The organism is Streptomyces sp. NBC_01296 (assembly GCF_035984415.1).
Taxonomy (GTDB): domain Bacteria; phylum Actinomycetota; class Actinomycetes; order Streptomycetales; family Streptomycetaceae; genus Streptomyces.
The window spans coordinates 2280506-2296820 of sequence record NZ_CP130720.1 but is presented as its reverse complement, the minus strand read 5'-3'; the positions used below and the strand labels follow the sequence as shown (position 1 = coordinate 2296820).

Sequence of the window (16315 nt, the reverse complement as noted above, 5' to 3'; positions counted from 1 at the left end):
CCCTCCGATCCTCCACCACATCGGACGGGGTCGCGAGGGCGCGCCCGGTTCAGCGCCAGGGGCCCGTCACGGCGAAGGTGGTCCCGGGCGTGTAGGCGTTGACGTACATCGTCCGCCCGTCCGGGGAGAAGGTGACCCCGGCGAACTCCCCCCACTCCGGGGCGCCGGGCCGCCCGATGTCTTCGGCGTTGCGGGCCATCGGGTAGACCTCGCCGCCCGGGGTGACGCCGAAGACGTACTGCGCCCCGCCGCCGTCCTCGCACACCATCAGGCCGCCGTCCGGGGCCAGGCAGATGTTGTCGGGGGAGTCCCCCGGGAGCTGGATGTCGGCGGCCGGGCCGAAGAGCACGTCCAGGCGGATCGTTGAGCGTCCCGGATCGTGGAACCACACCTGGCCGTGGTGGTCGGCGGCCGCGCCCTCGAGGGTGCGGGCGTAGCTGGAGACGAAGTGGACGCCGCCGTCGCCCCAGTAGCAGCCCTCCAGCTTCTGCGCGTGGGTGATCCCGCCCGGCCCGAAGTCCTGGAACCGGATCGGGGTGCCCGCCGCCGAGGGGTCCGGTACGGGGACCCACTCGACCGGGAACTCGGCGCCGGGCTCCTGCACGACGGAGAGGTCCGGGACGCCGGGGACCCGCAGGGCGTGGAGGGTGCCGCCGGCGCGGAGGGAGCCGGGGCCGCGCAGCGGCTGCGCGGGCAGGAAGCGGTAGAAGAGCCCGAAGGGCTCGATGAAGGCGTCCTCGGTCTCGTAGACGGTCCCGCGGTACGGGTCCACGGCGACGGCCTCGTGCGCGAAGCGGCCCATCGCGGTGAGCGGGACGGCGCCGGAGCGGCGCGGGTCGGCGGGGTCGACCTCGAAGACGTAGCCGTGGTCCTCGGTGTACCCGGAGGTCCCGGCCCGGTCCTCGGTCTCCTCGCAGCTGAGCCAGGTGTTCCAGGGGGTGCGCCCGCCAGCGCAGTTGACGGCGGTGCCGGCGAGGGCGACGCGCTCGGCGGTGACGCTGCCGCTCGGGTCGAGGTCGAGGAGGGTGCAGCCGCCGAGGGCGTGGGGGTCGTACGTGAGGCCGTCGACGGCGGGGACGCGGAGGGCGGCGGTGGTGCGGTTCTCGTGGTTGCGGACGAGGCGGACGCGGCCGGAGCCCGCGTCGAAGGCGGCCATGCCGTCGCAGTTGGCCGGCACGGTGCCCTCGCCGGAGCGGAGGGGGTCGCCGGCGCGGGAGAGTACCCGGTAGCGGAACCCGGCGGGGAGGTCGAGCAGCTTGCGGGGGTCGGGGAGCAGCGGCCCGTACCCCTGCCGGGGCGGGGCGGCGTGGGAGCTCCCGGCGAAGAGGGCGCCGAGGGCTCCGGTGAAGGCGATGCCGGTACCGGTGCCGGCGGCGAGCAGGGTGCGGCGGGTGACGGACATCGGCGGCTCCCGGGGCGAGGGGGTGACGGGGCCGTGTTACCACGCGGCCCCGCGCCCCGCGACCGGACGCGCCGAGCAGCCGCCGCACTGTCGGGGGCCGGCCCCCCGCGCCTCGAACGCCGGCAGGGCTGGAAAGCCCGGCCGGCGCCTCCGCGGGGCGGAACCGTCAGATGAGCTCTGCGCTCAGGGTGATCGTCGTGCCCGTCAGGGCCTGGCTGACCGGGCAGTTCTTCTTCGCGTCCTCCGCGGCCGCGGCGAAGCCCTCCGCGTCCAGGCCCGGGACCTCGGCGCGCACCGTCAGGTGGATGCCCGTGATGCCCTCACCCGGCTGGAAGGTCACATCGGCCTTGGTCTCCACCCGGGTGGGCGGGGTGCCGGCACCGTCCAGGCCGTGCGAGAGCGCCATCGAGTAGCAGCTGGAGTGCGCGGCGGCGATCAGCTCTTCCGGGCTGGTCTTGCCGTTCGCGGCCTCGGCGCGCGACGGCCAGGAGACGTCGAACGAGCCCTGACCCGAGGAGTCGAGGGTGACGACACCGGCGCCCTTGAGCAGGTTGCCTTCCCAGTTGGTGTGCGCGGTACGCGTGGTGGCCATGGTGGATCCCTTCGGAGGAAGTGGGAACGGCCGGACCGTCGCCCATAGGGAACGGCCGGCGCCTCCAAACCTACTGGGACACCAGGGGTTTCGCGTCGCGCGCCAGTGCGGTGAGCCTCGAGATGGCCCGGAAGTACTTCTTGCGGTAGCCGCCGTTCAGCATTTCTCCACTGAAGAGCTCGTCGAAGGGGACGCCCGATGCCAGGACCGGTATTTCGCGGTCGTACAGCCGGTCCGCCAGGACCACGAGGCGCAGGGCCGTCGACTGGTCCGGGACCGGGCCGACGTCGGTCAGGCAGACCGCCGATATGCCGTCCGTGAGGGCGCCGTACCGGCTGGGGTGGACCCGGGCCAGGTGTTCGAGGAGGCCCGGGAAGTCGTCCAGGCTCGCGCCCTCGGTCGCGTACGCGGCCTTGGCGACCTGCTCGTCCGAGAACGGGGCCGGCGCCTGGGGCAGGCCGCGGTGGCGGTAGTCCTGGCCGTCGATGCGCAGCGGGCGGAACTGCGCCGAGAGCCCCTGGATCTCCCGCAGGAAGTCCGCGGCGGCGAACCGGCCCTCGCCGAGCTTGCCGGGCAGGGTGTTGGAGGTGGCGGCGAGCGCCACGCCCTGCTCGACGAGGCGGCTGAGCAGCGAGGAGACCAGGACGGTGTCGCCCGGGTCGTCCAGTTCGAACTCGTCGATGCACAGGAGGCGGTGGCCGCCCAGGGTCTGGACCGTCTGCTGGAAGCCGAGCGCGCCGACCAGGTTGGTCAGCTCCACGAAGGTGCCGAAGGCCTTCAGCGCGGGCTCGGCCGGGGTGGCGTGCCACAGGGAGGCCAGCAGGTGGGTCTTGCCGACGCCGTAGCCGCCGTCGAGGTAGACCCCGCGCGGGGCGGTCGCAGCCGGGGCCTTCTTCGCGAACCAGCGGCGCTTGCCGCCGCCGCTCGCGTGGGCTCCGCCCAGCCCGGCGGCGAAGCCGCTGAGCACGGTGACGGCCTCGGACTGGCTCGGCTGACCGGGGTCCGGGTTGTACGTGTCGAAGCGCACCGAGTCGAAGCGGGGCGGCGGCACCATCTCGGCCACCAGCCGTTCGGCGGGCACCCGCGGCTCGCGGGCGCACAGGGCCTGCGGGCCGACGTCGGCCGGGCCGGCTATCGGGGGTCGCCCGTAGGTGGATCCGGAGGTGGAGAGTGATGTTGACACAGCTCTTAACTCTACGGGGCGTGGCACACTGCACCGATGCGACGCCTGTTCCCTGTGACCGATCAGACACCAGCCCCCGCGGGCGGCGGTGACCGCGAGTGGTCGCTGGACGAGCTCGCGGATGCGTACGCGTACCCCGAGCTCGGCCCGGAGGGTCACTGGCTGCGGGCCAACATGGTCTCCACCCTGGACGGCGCGGCCCAGCACGACGGGCGCTCGCAGCCGATCTCCGGCGAGACCGACATGCGGATCTTCGGCACCCTGCGGGCGCTGGCCGATGTGGTGGTCGTCGGCGCCGAAACGGTTCGCCAGGAGGGCTACCGCCCGGCCCGGGCCCGGGAGGCCTTCGCGGCCCGGCGCGCGGCCGCGGGGCAGGGTCCCGCGGCCGCCATCGCGGTGGTCACGGCCAGTCTCGACCTGGACTTCTCGCTTCCCCTCTTCACCTCACCCCTGGTGCCCACCCTCGTGGTGACCGGGGCGAGCGCGCCCGCGGACCGGGTGGCCGCGGCCGCCGGGGCCGGGGCCGAGGTCGTGGTGGCCGGCAGCGGGGCCGGCGCGGATCCGGCCCGGGTCGTGCGGGAGCTCGCGGACCGGGGGCTGCGCCGCCAGCTCACGGAGGGCGGTCCCCGGCTGCTGGGGCAGTTCGTGGCCGCCGACGCGCTGGACGAGCTGTGCCTGACGGTCTCGCCGATGCTGGTGGCGGGCGGCGCCCAGCGCATCTCCGGAGGGCCCCCGGTCGCCGTGCCGCACCGGCTGGCGCCCGCCTCCGTACTGGAGGAGGCCGGGTTCCTCTTCACCAGCTACCGTCGGATCTGAGAAGGGGCGGAATTTCTTGTTCCGCTTAGCTTCCGGCGGGCACATACCTGGGCAACATATCCCCGCAAGGCCCCGTGTGAGAGCGGGGCAGGATGGTTTCCGCAGGGGCCGGCCGACCGGCCCTGGCCCATGAAGGAGAGGGCGTCCGTGTTCACGAGCGTATTGATGATCGAGCAGCCGCTGACCAGCGTCGACGTGGACTTCGTCACCAGCCTGCACGGGGACGACCCGGTCTCCTTCCTCGTCCTCATGCAGCCCCGGGGCGACCAGGACCGGCTGCTGCGCGCCATCGACGACGTGGCGCTCGGCGAGCTCCCCGAGGCGCTCCGCGAGGCCGACGTACCCGAGGGCCACGCCGCCCGCGGCCCGGCAGAGCAGGCCCTGGTGCACTCCCTGGAGGCCCTGCGCAAGAAGGGCGCCAAGGCCAGCGGGCAGATCATCGAGGACCACCCGCTCGACAAGCTGAAGGCCGTCGTGGAGGAGTCGAACGCCGACGAGGTGATCGTTCTGACCGCCCCGCACTTCGTCGAGGAGTTCTTCCACCGGGACTGGGCCTCCCGCGCGCGCCACAAGGTCGGGGTTCCGGTGCTCAAGCTCTTCGCCCACAACGAATAGGCTGGCGTCCGACACACGCGCCGGGACGGCCCGCACCGCCGAGACCCCCGACGTACCGACCCGCACCTTGGGGAGATCCCGTATGACGCCGCCCGGCCTGCCGAACGCCATGGAACGCCCGCACTTCATCGGCATCGGCGGCGCCGGGATGTCCGGCATCGCGAAGATCCTCGCCCAGCGCGGCGCGCAGGTCGCCGGCAGCGACGCCAAGGACTCCGAGACGGCCGGGGCGCTGCGCGCCCACGGCGCCACGGTCCACATCGGGCACGCGGCCGACCACCTCGCCGACGACGCCACCTGCGTCGTCGTCTCCAGCGCCATCCGCGCCGACAACCCGGAGCTGGCCCGCGCCGCCGAGCTCGGCATCCCCGTCGTGCACCGCTCCGACGCCCTGGCCGGCCTGATGGACGGCCTGCGGCCGATCGCGGTCGCCGGTACGCACGGCAAGACCACCACCACGTCGATGCTGGCGGTGTCCCTGTCGGCCCTGGGCCTGGACCCCTCGTACGCCATCGGCGGGGACCTGGACGCCCCCGGCTCCAACGCCCACCACGGCGGGGGCGACATCTTCGTGGCCGAGGCGGACGAGAGCGACCGCAGCTTCCACAAGTACACCCCGCAGGTCGCGATCATCCTCAATGCGGAGCTCGACCACCACGCGAACTACGCGTCGATGGACGAGATCTACGAGTCCTTCGAGACCTTCGTCGGCAAGATCGTGCCCGGCGGCACCCTGGTCGTGGCCCACGGTCAGGCGGGCGCCGCCGAGATCGCCGGCCGGGTCCGCGCCACCGAGGGCCTGAACGTCGTCACGTACGGTGAGGAGGAGGGCGCCGACGTCCGGATCACGAAGATCACCCCGCGTGGTCTGACCAGCGAGGTCACCGTGGTCATCGACGGCCGGATGCTCACCTTCACCGTCTCCGTGCCCGGCCGCCACTACGCGCACAACGCCGTCGCGGCCCTCGCCGCCGGTGTCGCCCTCGGCATCCCGGCGCACAACCTGGCCTCCGCCCTCGGCAAGTACACCGGCGTCAAGCGCCGCCTCCAGCTCAAGGGCGAGGCCGCGGGCGTGCAGGTCATCGACTCCTACGCGCACCACCCGACCGAGATGACCGCCGACCTGGAGGCCATCCGGGGCGCGGTCGGGGACTCCCGGATCCTGGTCGTCTTCCAGCCGCACCTCTTCTCCCGCACCCAGGAGCTGGGCAAGGAGATGGGCCAGGCCCTCGCGCTGGCCGACTCCGCCGTGGTCCTGGACATCTACCCGGCCCGCGAGGACCCGATCCCCGGCATCACCAGCGAGATCATCATCGCGGCGGCCCGTACCGCGGGCGCCGACGTCACCGCCGAGCACGACAAGGCGGCCGTCGCCGACGTCATCGCGGGAATGGCAAAGCCCGGTGATCTCGTTCTCACCATGGGCGCGGGAGACGTCACGGACCTGGGTCCGGCGATCCTCGCCCGCCTGACGGACTGAGAACGAGGGAGCGGGAGAGTCATGTCGTACGAGGTCGAGAAGACGGACGAGCAGTGGCAGGCGGAGCTGACGCCGTCCGAGTACCAGGTGCTGCGCCTGGCCGGCACCGAGCCGGCGTTCCGTGGTGAGTACACCGACACCAAGACGGCCGGCGTCTACTCCTGTCGCGCCTGCGGCTCCGAGCTCTTCCGCTCCACGGAGAAGTTCGAGTCGCACTGCGGCTGGCCGTCCTTCTTCGACCCGAAGGACTCCGACGCCGTCGAGCTGAAGGCGGACGTCTCGCACGGGACGGTCCGCACCGAGGTGCTCTGCGCGAAGTGCGGCTCCCACCTGGGCCACGTCTTCGAGGGCGAGGGCTACCCCACGCCCACCGACCAGCGCTACTGCATCAACTCCATCTCGCTGCGGCTGACCCCCGACGGGGGCTGAGCCACCGCGGGCAGGAACTGGTCGTAGAAGGCCGTCTTGAGGCGCAGGGCGCGCTCCTCGAGCTCCCTGAAGCAGTCCGTCGACTCCTCCTGGGCGAGGAGTTCGGTCACCCGCGTGGCCAGGCGGTCGGAGTGGGAGCCGGACAGCAGCGAGACCGTCGCCAGGGAGTGCGTCTTCGCGTCGTGGACGTGGTGCGGGTGGTAGAAACGGGAGCGGTTCCTGCCGTCGTCGGTCAGCTGGGGGGCCATCCGCTCCCACAGCTGCCCGTACTCGACGGAGACCAGCACCTCGCCCCAGAACCGCAGGATCGTCAGCAGCCGCAGGTCGGCATTGGCGTGGCCGCCCGCATCGGCGATCAGCTCCAGGGTGTCCCGGATGACCTGCTGCGTCTTCGCCGTGGGGCGCGAGGCCGCCAGGGCCGGGCGGGAAACCCCCAGCCGGCGCATGTCCTGCGTCATGTCCTCCCGGTGCGAGGGCGTGAGGCCGTGGCCGCCCGGATACTCCTCGCGCAGGATGACCCGGGCGATCCGCAGCCCCGCCTCGTCGCTCAGCAGGTCGATCGCGAGGTCGTAGGAGGGGGTGAAGGCGAGGGAGACGAAGCGTCGCTGGAGCAGGAGCGCGGCGAAGTCCTCGTCCGGGAGCCCGGCGGCGTTCGCGAGGACCGGATGCGCCTTGAACTCCTCGATCAGTGCGTCCTCGAACGCGTCCAGATCGTGCAGATCGTGCATGGCCGTACCTTTCCGTGGATCACAGGCTGATGCTTGCCACCGACGTGCGCCAGTCGAGGAGATCCACGTCCTTGCCGATGCTCCACAGCGTGCGCAGCTCCTGCTGGACCTCTTCGCCCATGACGGTGTCGCCGCCGTCGATCTCGATCTGAGTGGAATCGATGGCGAGTTGGCCGTGCAGGAACGAACTGACCAGAAAATGCTGGTCGACCTTGAACACGGCGATGGACGGCAGGGAGTTGTAGACCCGCACCTGGAGGCGCGCCCGGCTCTCGGCGGGAAGGTCCCCGTTCAGCTGGGCGAGTCCGGCGAGGCAGGACTCGACGCTCGCCTTCACGTTCACCGCGAGTGCCGGATCCCGCACCGCCCTGAGCGCCTCGTCGCGCAGCCCCGCCACCGGCGAGGAGGGGTGCAGCAGCAGGATGCGCACGCTGACCTGCTGATCGACGAGCACCTTGCGCAAGGCGGACCTGAGGTGGTGCAGGTTGGGGATCCAGGTCTGCAGGATCACCAGCTCCTCCCCTGCGCGCTCGAGGAACCCGGTGAACACGTCTTCGGGGAAGCGGCTGTGGACCCCGACCACGCCGCCGTAGTGCTGCCGCTTGAGGCGCTGGGCGATGGCGTCGATGTCCAGCTTGGAGAGGTGCGCCTCGACGTTCACGGTCAGGGCGGTGATCTGCGCGGCGACGCTGGTCTCCAGAGCGGTGAACTTCGTGCCGACGCTGGTCTCCAGGGTGGTGACCTTCTCGTTCACCTCGGGGCCCAGCGCGTCCATCTTCTGCTGGACGGTGTCGAGCTTCTTCAGTCGGTCGAGCTCGAGCAGGAGGAACACCGTCACCGTGCTCAGGATGAGCAGCGTGACCTTGGGAAGGGCGCCTCCCGGAGCCAGCGCATCGAGCCAGCCGAAGAGATCGGCCAGCAGGACCACCACGCCCGACGTGGCCATCAGCGCCAGCGCCGCCCGCTCCACCCAGTGGCGAAATTCGCCGCCCGTCCCGGCCAAGCCCATCAACCCCCGTCCAGTGTTTGCGCGTTGACCGTACACCCGCGGCAACGCGGGCAAGGGCGGCTTTCCGGCCAACGCCTCAGATGAGGCTGTGCCGGACCGCGCAGGCCACGGCGTGGGCGCGGTTGCGGGCCTGGAGGCGGGACATCAGCTCGTAGATCACGTTCTTGACCGTGTGCTCCGAGCAGGACAGGGTGCGGGCGATCACCGCGTTGCCATGGCCCTCCGCCATCAGCGTGAGCACCGCGGTCTGGCGGGCCGTGAGCCGGGGGGCGTCCGGCGGCGCCGCGCACCGGGGCCCCGGTGCGCTCGCGGTGGCCGTTCCGGCGGCGGCGGTGTCGATGGCCGTTCCGGCGGTCGTGGCCGCGCCGAGCAGGCGGACCAGGGCCGGGTACGGCATCCGGCCGTCCCCGGCCTGGCGCAGCAGGCTCAGCCGGTCCGGCGCCGCGGGGACCCGTACGGGCGCGGTCTCGCGCGTGAGTTCGGCGACGGCGCTCACAGCAGGCCCACCCGCAGGGCGTAGGCGACCGCGTGCGCGCGGTTGCGCAGCCGGAACCGCTGGGTGATGTCGTGGACGACGCTCGTCACGGTGCGCGGCGAGTAGCACAGCTGCTTGGCTATCTCGTTCGTCTCGTGGCCGTCGGCGACCAGGCGCAGCACGCTGCGCTCCCGGTCGCTCAGGCCCGCCGCCGCCCACGGGTCCGTACCCCCGTCGGACCCGCTGCCCGCCCGGCCGCCGGCGCCGGAGCGCTCCAGCAGCCGGTCCAGCAGATCCGGCGGCAGCGTGCAGTCGCCGCGGGAGGCGGCCAGTACGGCGCGCGAGAGCCGATTGACGTCCGCCTCGCGGCGGCGCAGCAGCCCGCGGGCGCCGGCCGCTATGGCGTGCAGGGCGCCGTCGGGCGCCAACTCGCCCGCCACCAGCACCACATCGGGGCGGGCCGGGGCGTCGCGGACGGTGCGCAGGACGTCGAGCTCCGGCCGGCCGACCTGGTCCACGGTCATGACCACGACCCGCGGTGCGCCGCCCGGTGCCGTCAGGCACAACTCCGGGCAGGCGAACAGGGTGCTCTTGGTTCCGGCTTCCAGCACGGGGTCGAATGCGATGACGTCGACAGGGACGGGTACTCCCACCAGGTCCTCCGATGATCATCCGCCGGCCGGGGTAGCCGGACGGGCGGAAGGGGCACTGGACACAGGCTGCGGGCCACCGGCCGGGTGGGGCATCGGGCCGCGGCCCCCACATTCGTGAACGCGCCCTTCCGCAGGCACGGATCCTGCACAGGCAGCCCTCGAGGCGGCCGGCGACCTGCCGCAACCGGGGCGCGGCCACCCCGCCCGACCGCCGCCGCACCACCCGTACGCCGGGCCCGCGGGGGCCATGGGGGCGGCTCCGCGGAATATGGGGGATCGGCCCCCATGCGCGCGGCCCCGCGCTCTGCGAGTTTTCTCCTGTGACTGACACCGCCACCACCGCCGAAGAAACCCAGGTCGGCGGCCTGGCCCCCTCCTGGTGGGCCCGGGCCCTGAACCTGCGGGAGCGGCTCGCCGCCCCGGGTACCCCGGTACCCGCACCGGCCGACGCCCCCCACGGCCGACCGGCCTCGTGGTCCCTGGGGGACACGGAGGGCTTCGCGGCCCGGCTGGCGGGCCTGGGAGCCGGCGAGGACGTGGCGTACGCCCTCGCGGCGGAGGCCCCCGGCCGGCTGGCGGCCCGTACGGCCAAGCCGCAGTGGGCCCGGTACATCGAGCAGAGGGTGGCCGAGGCCCCCGCACAGGCCGGCCGGCCGGTCTCCGCGTCGGCGGACACGGACGGCGCCGCGGTGTTCCTGCCCGCACTGCGCCCCCTGATCGCAGCCGCCTGGGCGGAGGCGGCCGCGGACATCGACCTCGCCGGGGGCGAACTCGGCGCCGTGCGGACCGCGTTCGAGGAGCGGCTCGGCGACCGGCTGATCCGGCAGTCCGCCCGCACCCTGGTCCGGGAACTCCACCGGGCCCGTACGCAGGGCCTGTTGGCCGGGGAGACCCCGCGGGAGCGGTTCGCGGCCTTCCTGGCCCGGCTCGGCACCCGTCGGGGCCTCGCCGAACTGTTCACCCACTACCCGGTGCTGGCGCGGATGCTGGGCCAGACCTGCGGCCTCGCGGCCTCGGCCACGGTGGAGCTGCTGGACCGCTTCACCGCCGACCGGGCGGCGATCGTCGAGGGGCTGCTGCACGGCCGCGACCCGGGCGCCCTCGTACGGGTCGACCTCGGCCGGGGCGACGTCCACCAGGGCAACCGGTCCGTGGCCCTGCTGGGCTTCGCCGACGGGGCGACCGTCGTCTACAAGCCCCGGCCGCTGGACCAGCACGTCCTGCTGGACCGGGCGGTGGGCTGGGCCAACGGCAAGGTGCCGGGCCTGGGGTTGCGGACCCCCCGCTCGGTGCGCGGCGACGGGTACGGCTGGCTGGAGTTCATCGAGCACGGCTGGTGCGCCTCGCCCACCGAACTGGACCGGTTCTACCGGCGCCAGGGCGCGCTGCTCGCCCTCCTCTACGCGGTCGACGGCGTGGACATGCACTACGAGAACGTCATCGCCTGCGGTGACCAGCCGGTCCTGGTGGACGCCGAGACCCTGCTCCACTCCGGTCTGCCGGCGGCCGTGACCTGCGGCTCCGACCCGGCGGCGGACGCCCTTGCCTCCTCGGTGTACCGCACCTGCCTGCTGCCGAGCCTGCTGATCGGCGAGAACGGCGCCATGGACATCTCGGCGCTGGGCGGCGGGGACGGCGGCTCGTACCCCAGCGACGGACTGCGCTGGGAGGCCGCCGGGACGGACGGGATGCGGCTGCTGCGCGGCCCGGTGGCCAGCGCGGCCGGGCAGAACCGGCCGGCGCCGCAGGGCCGGGCGGCCGGCCACGCCGACCACCGGGCGGCGCTGCTGGAGGGGTTCCGGGCCGGGTACGACGCCATCGCCGAGCACCGGGCCGAACTCCTGGGCGGCGCCGGTGACGGCGGCGCAGAGGGCGGCGAGGAGGGCGGCGCCGGTGACGGCGGTCTGCTGGCCCGCTGGGCCACCAGCCCCGGGCGCCTGATCGCCCGCTCGACCCGCCTCTACACGACCCTGCTGGACGAGTCCACGCACCCCGACGTGCTGCGCGACGCCCTGACCCGCGACGCGGTGCTCGCCGTGCTCTGGGCGGAGTCCGAGCACGACCCGGCCCGCCAGCGGCTGATCGAGGACGAGATCGCCGACCTGTGGTCCGGGGACGTACCGCTCTTCTTCCACCACCCCGCCGACACCGCACTGCGCACCTCCCGGGGCACCCGCCTCGACGGGGTGCTGCCGGCCCCGAGCCTGCGCTCCGCCCGCGACAAGATCGCGGCCATGGGGGAGGTGGACCGCCACGACCAGGAGTGGATCATCTCGGCGACGCTCGCCGTCACCGGGGCCAACCTCAGCGTCGGCGGCCCCCGTTCGACCCTCGCCGGGCCCGCCGCGCCGGCCGTCGTACCCGAGCCGTCCCGGCTGCTGGCCGCGGCCTGCGGGATCGCGGACGAGATCGCGGCCCGGGCGGTGCACGGCGGCGGGCGGGTCAACTGGCTCGGCCTGGAGCAGGTGGCCGGCGAGCACTGGGCCGTCCTGCCGATGGGCGGCGGCCTCGCCCAGGGCTACTGCGGGGTGGCGCTGTTCCTGGCCCAGCTCGGCGCCCTGACCGGAGCCGAGCGGTACACCGCGCTGGCCCGGCAGGCCGTACGGCCGCTGCCCGCGCTGCTCGCGACGCTGGCCGCGAACCCCGGGCTGGGCGCCGCGGTGGGACCCGGCGCCCTGCACGGGCTCGGCGGCATCGTCTACACCGTGGCCCGGCTGGCCCCGCTGCTCGGCGAGGGCCTGGGCGACTGCCTGCCCGACGCCCTCGCCGCCCTGGAACGCGCCGCCGAGGCCGACGCGCTGGAGGGCGCCGAGGAGGGCGCCGAAGGGCCGGCCGATCTGGCCGACGGCCTCGCCGGCGCCCTGGCCGCCGCCGTCGCCGCGCAGCGCACGTACGGGGCCGGGGCCGGAGCAGTGGCCCGGCGGCTCGCCGACCGGCTGCTGGTCCGGGCCGAGAAGCGGCTCGCCGAACAGCGCCCGGCGGACCCCGGCTTCTCCCACGGCGACGCCGGAATCGGCTGGGCCCTGCTGCGCCACGCCGCCGCCTCGCAGGAGGCGGGAGCGCCGGATGCCGCGTATGCCCGCACCGGTGCCGCGCTGCTGCGCGCGGCGCTGGACGAAGCGCTGCGCCGCCCCACGGACCTCGGCTGGCACACCGGCCTCGCGGGCACCGCGCTGGCCGCCGCCGACGTACTAGGCGCCGACCTCCCCCCGGCAGGACTCGACCGGTGTGCCGCCCTGTCGGGTGCGCCCTTCGAGTCCCCCGACCTCAGCCTGCACCACGGCGCCCTCGGCTCCCTGGAGCTGCTCGGCGTCCTCGCCGGGCAGGGCCACGAGGGGGCCCGGGCCGCACTCGGCCACCGCGCCGGGGAGGTCCTCGGGCGGCTCGAGGACCACGGCCACCGCTGCGGCACCCCCGACCACGTACCTTCGCCCGGTTTCCTCACCGGGCTCTCCGGGATCGGATACGCCCTGCTCAGGCTGGGCTTCCCGGAGGCCGTCCCGTCCGTCCTGCTGTTCGAACCCGATCGGCACCTCTGCACCGCAGCACGTCAGCACTGAGCGCCACTCCCCATCAGGCAACGAGAAAGGTACTCACCACCATGCAGAAGTCCCAGGTCAACGCCCAGTCCGTCACCGCCGCCGACGAGGCCGCCGCCGACGCCGCGGCCGAGGCGCGGATCGAGGACCCGGCCGGCGGGATCACCCTGTCGGGTCGGAACAAGGCGTGCGCCCGGGCCCGTGCTCTGGCCGGTGTGGTGCTCACCAGCGGCATCGTGATCACCCTGAGCTCGATCGACACCAGCGTCTCGGCCCCGAACGTCACCTGGTAGCCAGCCTCCCGTCACCCGGCGGTCCGTGTCCGATCTTCTCCGGATCTTTCCCGGATCTCCACGCCGCCCTTGTTCGAAACGGCCAACTTTCGTCGCACAATGAGCCGTTCACATGAACTAGATTGCGGACATGCGTTCCCGTTCGCGGTACATCGTCGGTCGTGACTCGCAACTGCGGGAGATCAAGCAGGCACTGGCCGACGCGGGCGAAGGGCGCGGCGGGGTCGTCTTCCTCGTCGGCGAGGCCGGAATCGGAAAGTCCCGGCTCGCCGCCGAAGCCGTGGGCATGGCCTTCGGCACGGGCATGCGGGCCCTGCGGGGCCGGAGCAGCACCACCGGCCCCACCGTCCCTTTCCGGCCACTCACCGAAGCGCTGATGTCGCTGTTCCGCAGCGGTCCGCTCGACGGAACCTCCCTGGACGACCTGCCGCTGGGCCCCTACCGGCCGGCGCTCGGCAGGATCATCCCGGACTGGAGCAGCGACGCCGAGAACAACAGCTCCATGGTCATCCTCGGCGAGGCCGTCCTGCGGCTGCTCATCGCCACCGGCAAGGAGCACGGCCAGCTCCTGCTCCTGGAGGACCTGCACGACGCCGACCCCGAGACGCTCGCGGTCGTCGAATACCTGGTGGACAACCTGGAGTACACGAACGTCGTGCTCCTGGCCACGATCCGTACGGAGCCCTGCGACGCGCTCGACATGGCCGACTCGGCCCGCCGGCGCGGCGTGGGGACCGTACTGGAACTCGCCCCGCTCACCCGGCCCGAGGTTCGCGCGGTCATCGCCGCCCAGCTGGACACCGAACCGGAGCTGGTGCCGCAGGAGGCCCTGGACCGGCTCTGGGACGACAGCGCCGGCAGCCCCTTCCTCGTCGAGGAGCTGCTCCAGGGCATGATCGGCAGCGGCGCCCTCGTCCGCTTCGAGGACGGCTGGCGCGTGGTCGGCGACCTGCGCAGCGACGTGTCCACCGCCCTCGCCCGCGGGATCCTGCGCCGCATCGACCGGCTCGGCCCGCAGGGGCTGACCCTGCTGTCCGCGGCCGCCGTGATCGGCCGCCGCTTCCCGCTGACCGTGCTCCAGCGGATGACCGGCATCGACGACCGCGGGCTGCTCAGCCACCTGCACGCCGGCGTCGCGGCCCAGCTCGTCGTCCCCGACGAACCCGCCCCGGACTGGTACGCGTTCCGCCACTCGCTCACCGCCGAGGCCCTGCTCACCCAGCTCACACCGGGCAACCGGGCGACGATGTCCGGCCGCGCCGCGGACGCCGTGCAGGCGCTCTACCCGGACCTCGAGGGCGACTGGTGCCCCCTCGTCGCGGAGCTGCGCTCCCAGGCGGGCGACGAGGCCGAGGCCGGCCGCCTGTTCACCGACGCCGGCCTGCGCGCCCTCGCGGCCGGCGCGATCGGCTCCGCGATCACCCTGCTCAGCCGCGCCGAACGGCTGCTCGCCGCCAGCCAGGACCCCTCCGGGCGCACCGACGCCCTGGAGGCCCTGCTCCCCGCGCTCGCCGAAGCCGGTGACTTCGCCCGGGCCTTCGGCTTCGCGGAGAACCTGCACACCCTCGGCGGCAGCGGCCTGAGCGCCTCCCGGCTCGCCGCGCTGCACACCCGGCTCGCCAAGGTGGCCCACACCGCGGGCCGCTGGGAGGACGGAAACAGACAGATATCCCAGGCCAGATCCCTCCTGGGGCCCCGGCCCGACGAACGCTGCACCGCCTCGATCGATGTGACCGCCGCCTACCTGGCACTCGACACCCCCGGCCCGGACCGCACCCAACTGGCCGAGAAACTCGCCCACTCCGCGCTCCAGGCGGCGCAGCGCCACGGTCTGGCGACCGTCGCCTGCCAGTCCCTGGAACTCCTCGCCACCCTCGCCCGCGAACGGGACTTCGACGAGGCCACCGCCCTGCTGGAATCGGCCCTGCAGACCGCCGAACAGCACCAGCTCCCGCTCCAGCGCATGTACGCGCTCACCCGGATCGGCGGGAACTACTGGCTCACCGAGGGCGCCACCGCCCCGCTGCTGGCGGCCCGCAGCGAGGCCCAGCGGCTCGGCTCGGCCACCATCGTCTACACCATCGACGGCATCATGATCCTCGACGCCGTCCTGCGGGCCGAGTTCACCGCCGCGCAGCAGTCCGCCGAAGAGTGCCTGGCCGTCGTACAGCGCCTGCGGCTGGCCCCGGCCACCCGCTACGTCCTGATGGCCCGGGCGGCGATGGCGGCCCACCGGGGCGACCGGCCCGCGATGGAGAGCGCCCTGGCCGCGTTCGCCGACTGCGACGGGGCCGGCTCCCAGGAGGAACCGCTGACCCGCGGCCTCGCCCGGTCCTTCTGCGCGCTGACGCAGGAGGACCGGCCCGGCGCCGTCCGCGAGCTGCGCGCCGTCGCCGACCTCGAGGACACCAACCCCAGTACGTACTACCTCAGCGGGCGGTACGGCATCGGCCTGCTCCTGGACGTGCTGTCGGGGGAGGCCGACCGCGCCGCGTACGAGGAGATCGCCGCCACCGCACCCGGGCGGATGCGCTGGAACCGGCAGTTCGTCCTCTTCGCCGGCGCCGTCCTGCTGGGCCGCGAACGCCGCCCCGAGGAGGCCGCGGCCGCCGCGGCCGAGGCCCTGCGCGCCGCAGCCCCGTACCCCACCGCGCTCCACCTGGGCCTGCGGCTGATCGCGGAAGCGGCGTACGAGGACGGCTGGGGCGAGCCGGTCGCCTGGCTGCGCCGCGTCGAGGAGCACTTCCACCAGGGCGGCGTGGCCGCGGTCGCGGGCGCCTGCCGCGCGGCCCTGCGCCGGATGGGCGCCCCGGTCCAGCAGCGCCGCACCGGTTCGAGCACGATCCCGGACGTCCTGCGCTCCCAGGGCGTCACCGTCCGCGAGTACGAGGTCTTCCGGCTCCTCGCGGAGCGCCTGGGCAACAAGGACATCGCCGACCGCCTCTACATCTCCCCGCGCACGGTCGAGAAGCACATCGCCGCACTCGGCACCAAGACGGGCCGCACCAACCGCGCCGCCCTCTGCGAACTCTCCGCGTCCCTCGCCTCCTCGGCGCCCTGACGCACCGGCGCCCGCCGCCGGGACGACGCGGGGGCCGGTG

The 16315-nt window shown here is 73.8% G+C and carries 14 protein-coding genes; 7 read left to right on the top strand and 7 right to left on the bottom strand.

The window, feature by feature from the left end; all coding sequences use genetic code 11:
* Window positions 1–49 precede the first annotated feature (49 nt).
* The 3 genes from OG299_RS10535 to zapE all read right to left on the bottom strand — a co-directional run bounded on the left by OG299_RS10535 (window position 50) and on the right by zapE (window position 3129).
* The gene (locus OG299_RS10535; protein WP_266634237.1) at window positions 50–1402 is read right to left on the bottom strand and encodes an alkaline phosphatase PhoX; all 1353 of its coding nucleotides are present in this window, start codon (window positions 1400–1402) and stop codon (window positions 50–52) included.
* Between the two features lie 166 nt (window positions 1403–1568).
* Entirely contained in the window at window positions 1569–1994 is a 426-nt protein-coding gene (locus OG299_RS10530; protein ID WP_030863232.1) for an OsmC family protein, read from the bottom strand.
* Window positions 1995–2064: 70 nt separating this feature from the next.
* Complete coding sequence (gene zapE, locus OG299_RS10525; RefSeq protein WP_327364495.1) at window positions 2065–3129, bottom strand: cell division protein ZapE; 1065 nt, start codon at window positions 3127–3129, stop codon at window positions 2065–2067.
* 84 nt (window positions 3130–3213) lie between these two features.
* Between zapE and OG299_RS10520 the strand changes: the two genes are divergently transcribed.
* The 4 genes from OG299_RS10520 to msrB all read left to right on the top strand — a co-directional run bounded on the left by OG299_RS10520 (window position 3214) and on the right by msrB (window position 6517).
* A complete protein-coding gene (locus tag OG299_RS10520) occupies window positions 3214–3993 on the top strand; it encodes a pyrimidine reductase family protein (RefSeq protein WP_327361339.1) in 780 nt (259 codons plus the stop codon).
* A 147-nt stretch (window positions 3994–4140) separates the two neighbouring features.
* Complete coding sequence (locus OG299_RS10515; protein ID WP_266634243.1) at window positions 4141–4608, top strand: indole-3-glycerol phosphate synthase; 468 nt, start codon at window positions 4141–4143, stop codon at window positions 4606–4608.
* An 82-nt stretch (window positions 4609–4690) separates the two neighbouring features.
* Window positions 4691–6088: a UDP-N-acetylmuramate--L-alanine ligase gene (murC, locus tag OG299_RS10510; protein WP_327361338.1), complete on the top strand. Its 1398-nt coding sequence runs from the start codon at window positions 4691–4693 to the stop codon at window positions 6086–6088.
* 21 nt (window positions 6089–6109) lie between these two features.
* The gene (msrB, locus tag OG299_RS10505; protein WP_266634247.1) at window positions 6110–6517 is read left to right on the top strand and encodes a peptide-methionine (R)-S-oxide reductase MsrB; all 408 of its coding nucleotides are present in this window, start codon (window positions 6110–6112) and stop codon (window positions 6515–6517) included.
* Here the strand turns inward: msrB and OG299_RS10500 are convergent.
* The 4 genes from OG299_RS10500 to OG299_RS10485 form a co-directional block, all read right to left on the bottom strand.
* Window positions 6469–7245 carry a hypothetical protein gene (locus tag OG299_RS10500; RefSeq protein WP_266634249.1) on the bottom strand — a complete coding sequence of 259 codons (777 nt, stop codon included), beginning with the start codon at window positions 7243–7245 and terminating at the stop codon, window positions 6469–6471. The two genes, msrB and OG299_RS10500, sit on opposite strands and share 49 nt — an antisense overlap.
* A 19-nt stretch (window positions 7246–7264) precedes the next feature.
* Entirely contained in the window at window positions 7265–8254 is a 990-nt protein-coding gene (locus OG299_RS10495) for a hypothetical protein (protein ID WP_327361337.1), read from the bottom strand.
* 76 nt (window positions 8255–8330) lie between these two features.
* The gene (locus OG299_RS10490) at window positions 8331–8750 is read right to left on the bottom strand and encodes a helix-turn-helix transcriptional regulator (protein ID WP_327361336.1); all 420 of its coding nucleotides are present in this window, start codon (window positions 8748–8750) and stop codon (window positions 8331–8333) included.
* Window positions 8747–9382 carry a helix-turn-helix transcriptional regulator gene (locus OG299_RS10485; protein ID WP_266634255.1) on the bottom strand — a complete coding sequence of 212 codons (636 nt, stop codon included), beginning with the start codon at window positions 9380–9382 and terminating at the stop codon, window positions 8747–8749. The genes OG299_RS10490 and OG299_RS10485 overlap by 4 nt, the downstream gene beginning before the upstream one ends.
* Before the next feature lie 320 nt (window positions 9383–9702).
* On the opposite strand from OG299_RS10485, the gene OG299_RS10480 reads away from it, so the two are divergent.
* The 3 genes from OG299_RS10480 to OG299_RS10470 all read left to right on the top strand — a co-directional run bounded on the left by OG299_RS10480 (window position 9703) and on the right by OG299_RS10470 (window position 16275).
* Window positions 9703–12942: a type 2 lanthipeptide synthetase LanM family protein gene (locus tag OG299_RS10480; protein ID WP_327361335.1), complete on the top strand. Its 3240-nt coding sequence runs from the start codon at window positions 9703–9705 to the stop codon at window positions 12940–12942.
* Between the two features lie 41 nt (window positions 12943–12983).
* Window positions 12984–13214 carry a hypothetical protein gene (locus tag OG299_RS10475; protein ID WP_266634258.1) on the top strand — a complete coding sequence of 77 codons (231 nt, stop codon included), beginning with the start codon at window positions 12984–12986 and terminating at the stop codon, window positions 13212–13214.
* 130 nt (window positions 13215–13344) lie between these two features.
* Window positions 13345–16275 (top strand): helix-turn-helix transcriptional regulator, encoded by a 2931-nt coding sequence (locus tag OG299_RS10470; protein ID WP_327361334.1) that lies wholly within the window; start codon window positions 13345–13347, stop codon window positions 16273–16275.
* Window positions 16276–16315: the final 40 nt, after the last annotated feature.

Excerpts from the sequence above, each read along its gene's own strand:
- OG299_RS10535 (WP_266634237.1), bottom strand. The coding sequence starts at position 1,402 with ATGTCCGTCACCCGCCGCACCCTGCTCGCCGCCGGCACCGGTACCGGC.
- OG299_RS10530 (WP_030863232.1), bottom strand. The coding sequence starts at position 1,994 with ATGGCCACCACGCGTACCGCGCACACCAACTGGGAAGGCAACCTGCTC.
- OG299_RS10520 (WP_327361339.1), top strand. The coding sequence starts at position 3,214 with ATGCGACGCCTGTTCCCTGTGACCGATCAGACACCAGCCCCCGCGGGC.
- murC (WP_327361338.1), top strand. The coding sequence starts at position 4,691 with ATGACGCCGCCCGGCCTGCCGAACGCCATGGAACGCCCGCACTTCATC.
- msrB (WP_266634247.1), top strand. The coding sequence starts at position 6,110 with ATGTCGTACGAGGTCGAGAAGACGGACGAGCAGTGGCAGGCGGAGCTG.
- OG299_RS10500 (WP_266634249.1), bottom strand. The coding sequence starts at position 7,245 with ATGCACGATCTGCACGATCTGGACGCGTTCGAGGACGCACTGATCGAG.
- OG299_RS10495 (WP_327361337.1), bottom strand. The coding sequence starts at position 8,254 with ATGGGCTTGGCCGGGACGGGCGGCGAATTTCGCCACTGGGTGGAGCGG.
- OG299_RS10475 (WP_266634258.1), top strand. The coding sequence starts at position 12,984 with ATGCAGAAGTCCCAGGTCAACGCCCAGTCCGTCACCGCCGCCGACGAG.
- OG299_RS10470 (WP_327361334.1), top strand. The coding sequence starts at position 13,345 with ATGCGTTCCCGTTCGCGGTACATCGTCGGTCGTGACTCGCAACTGCGG.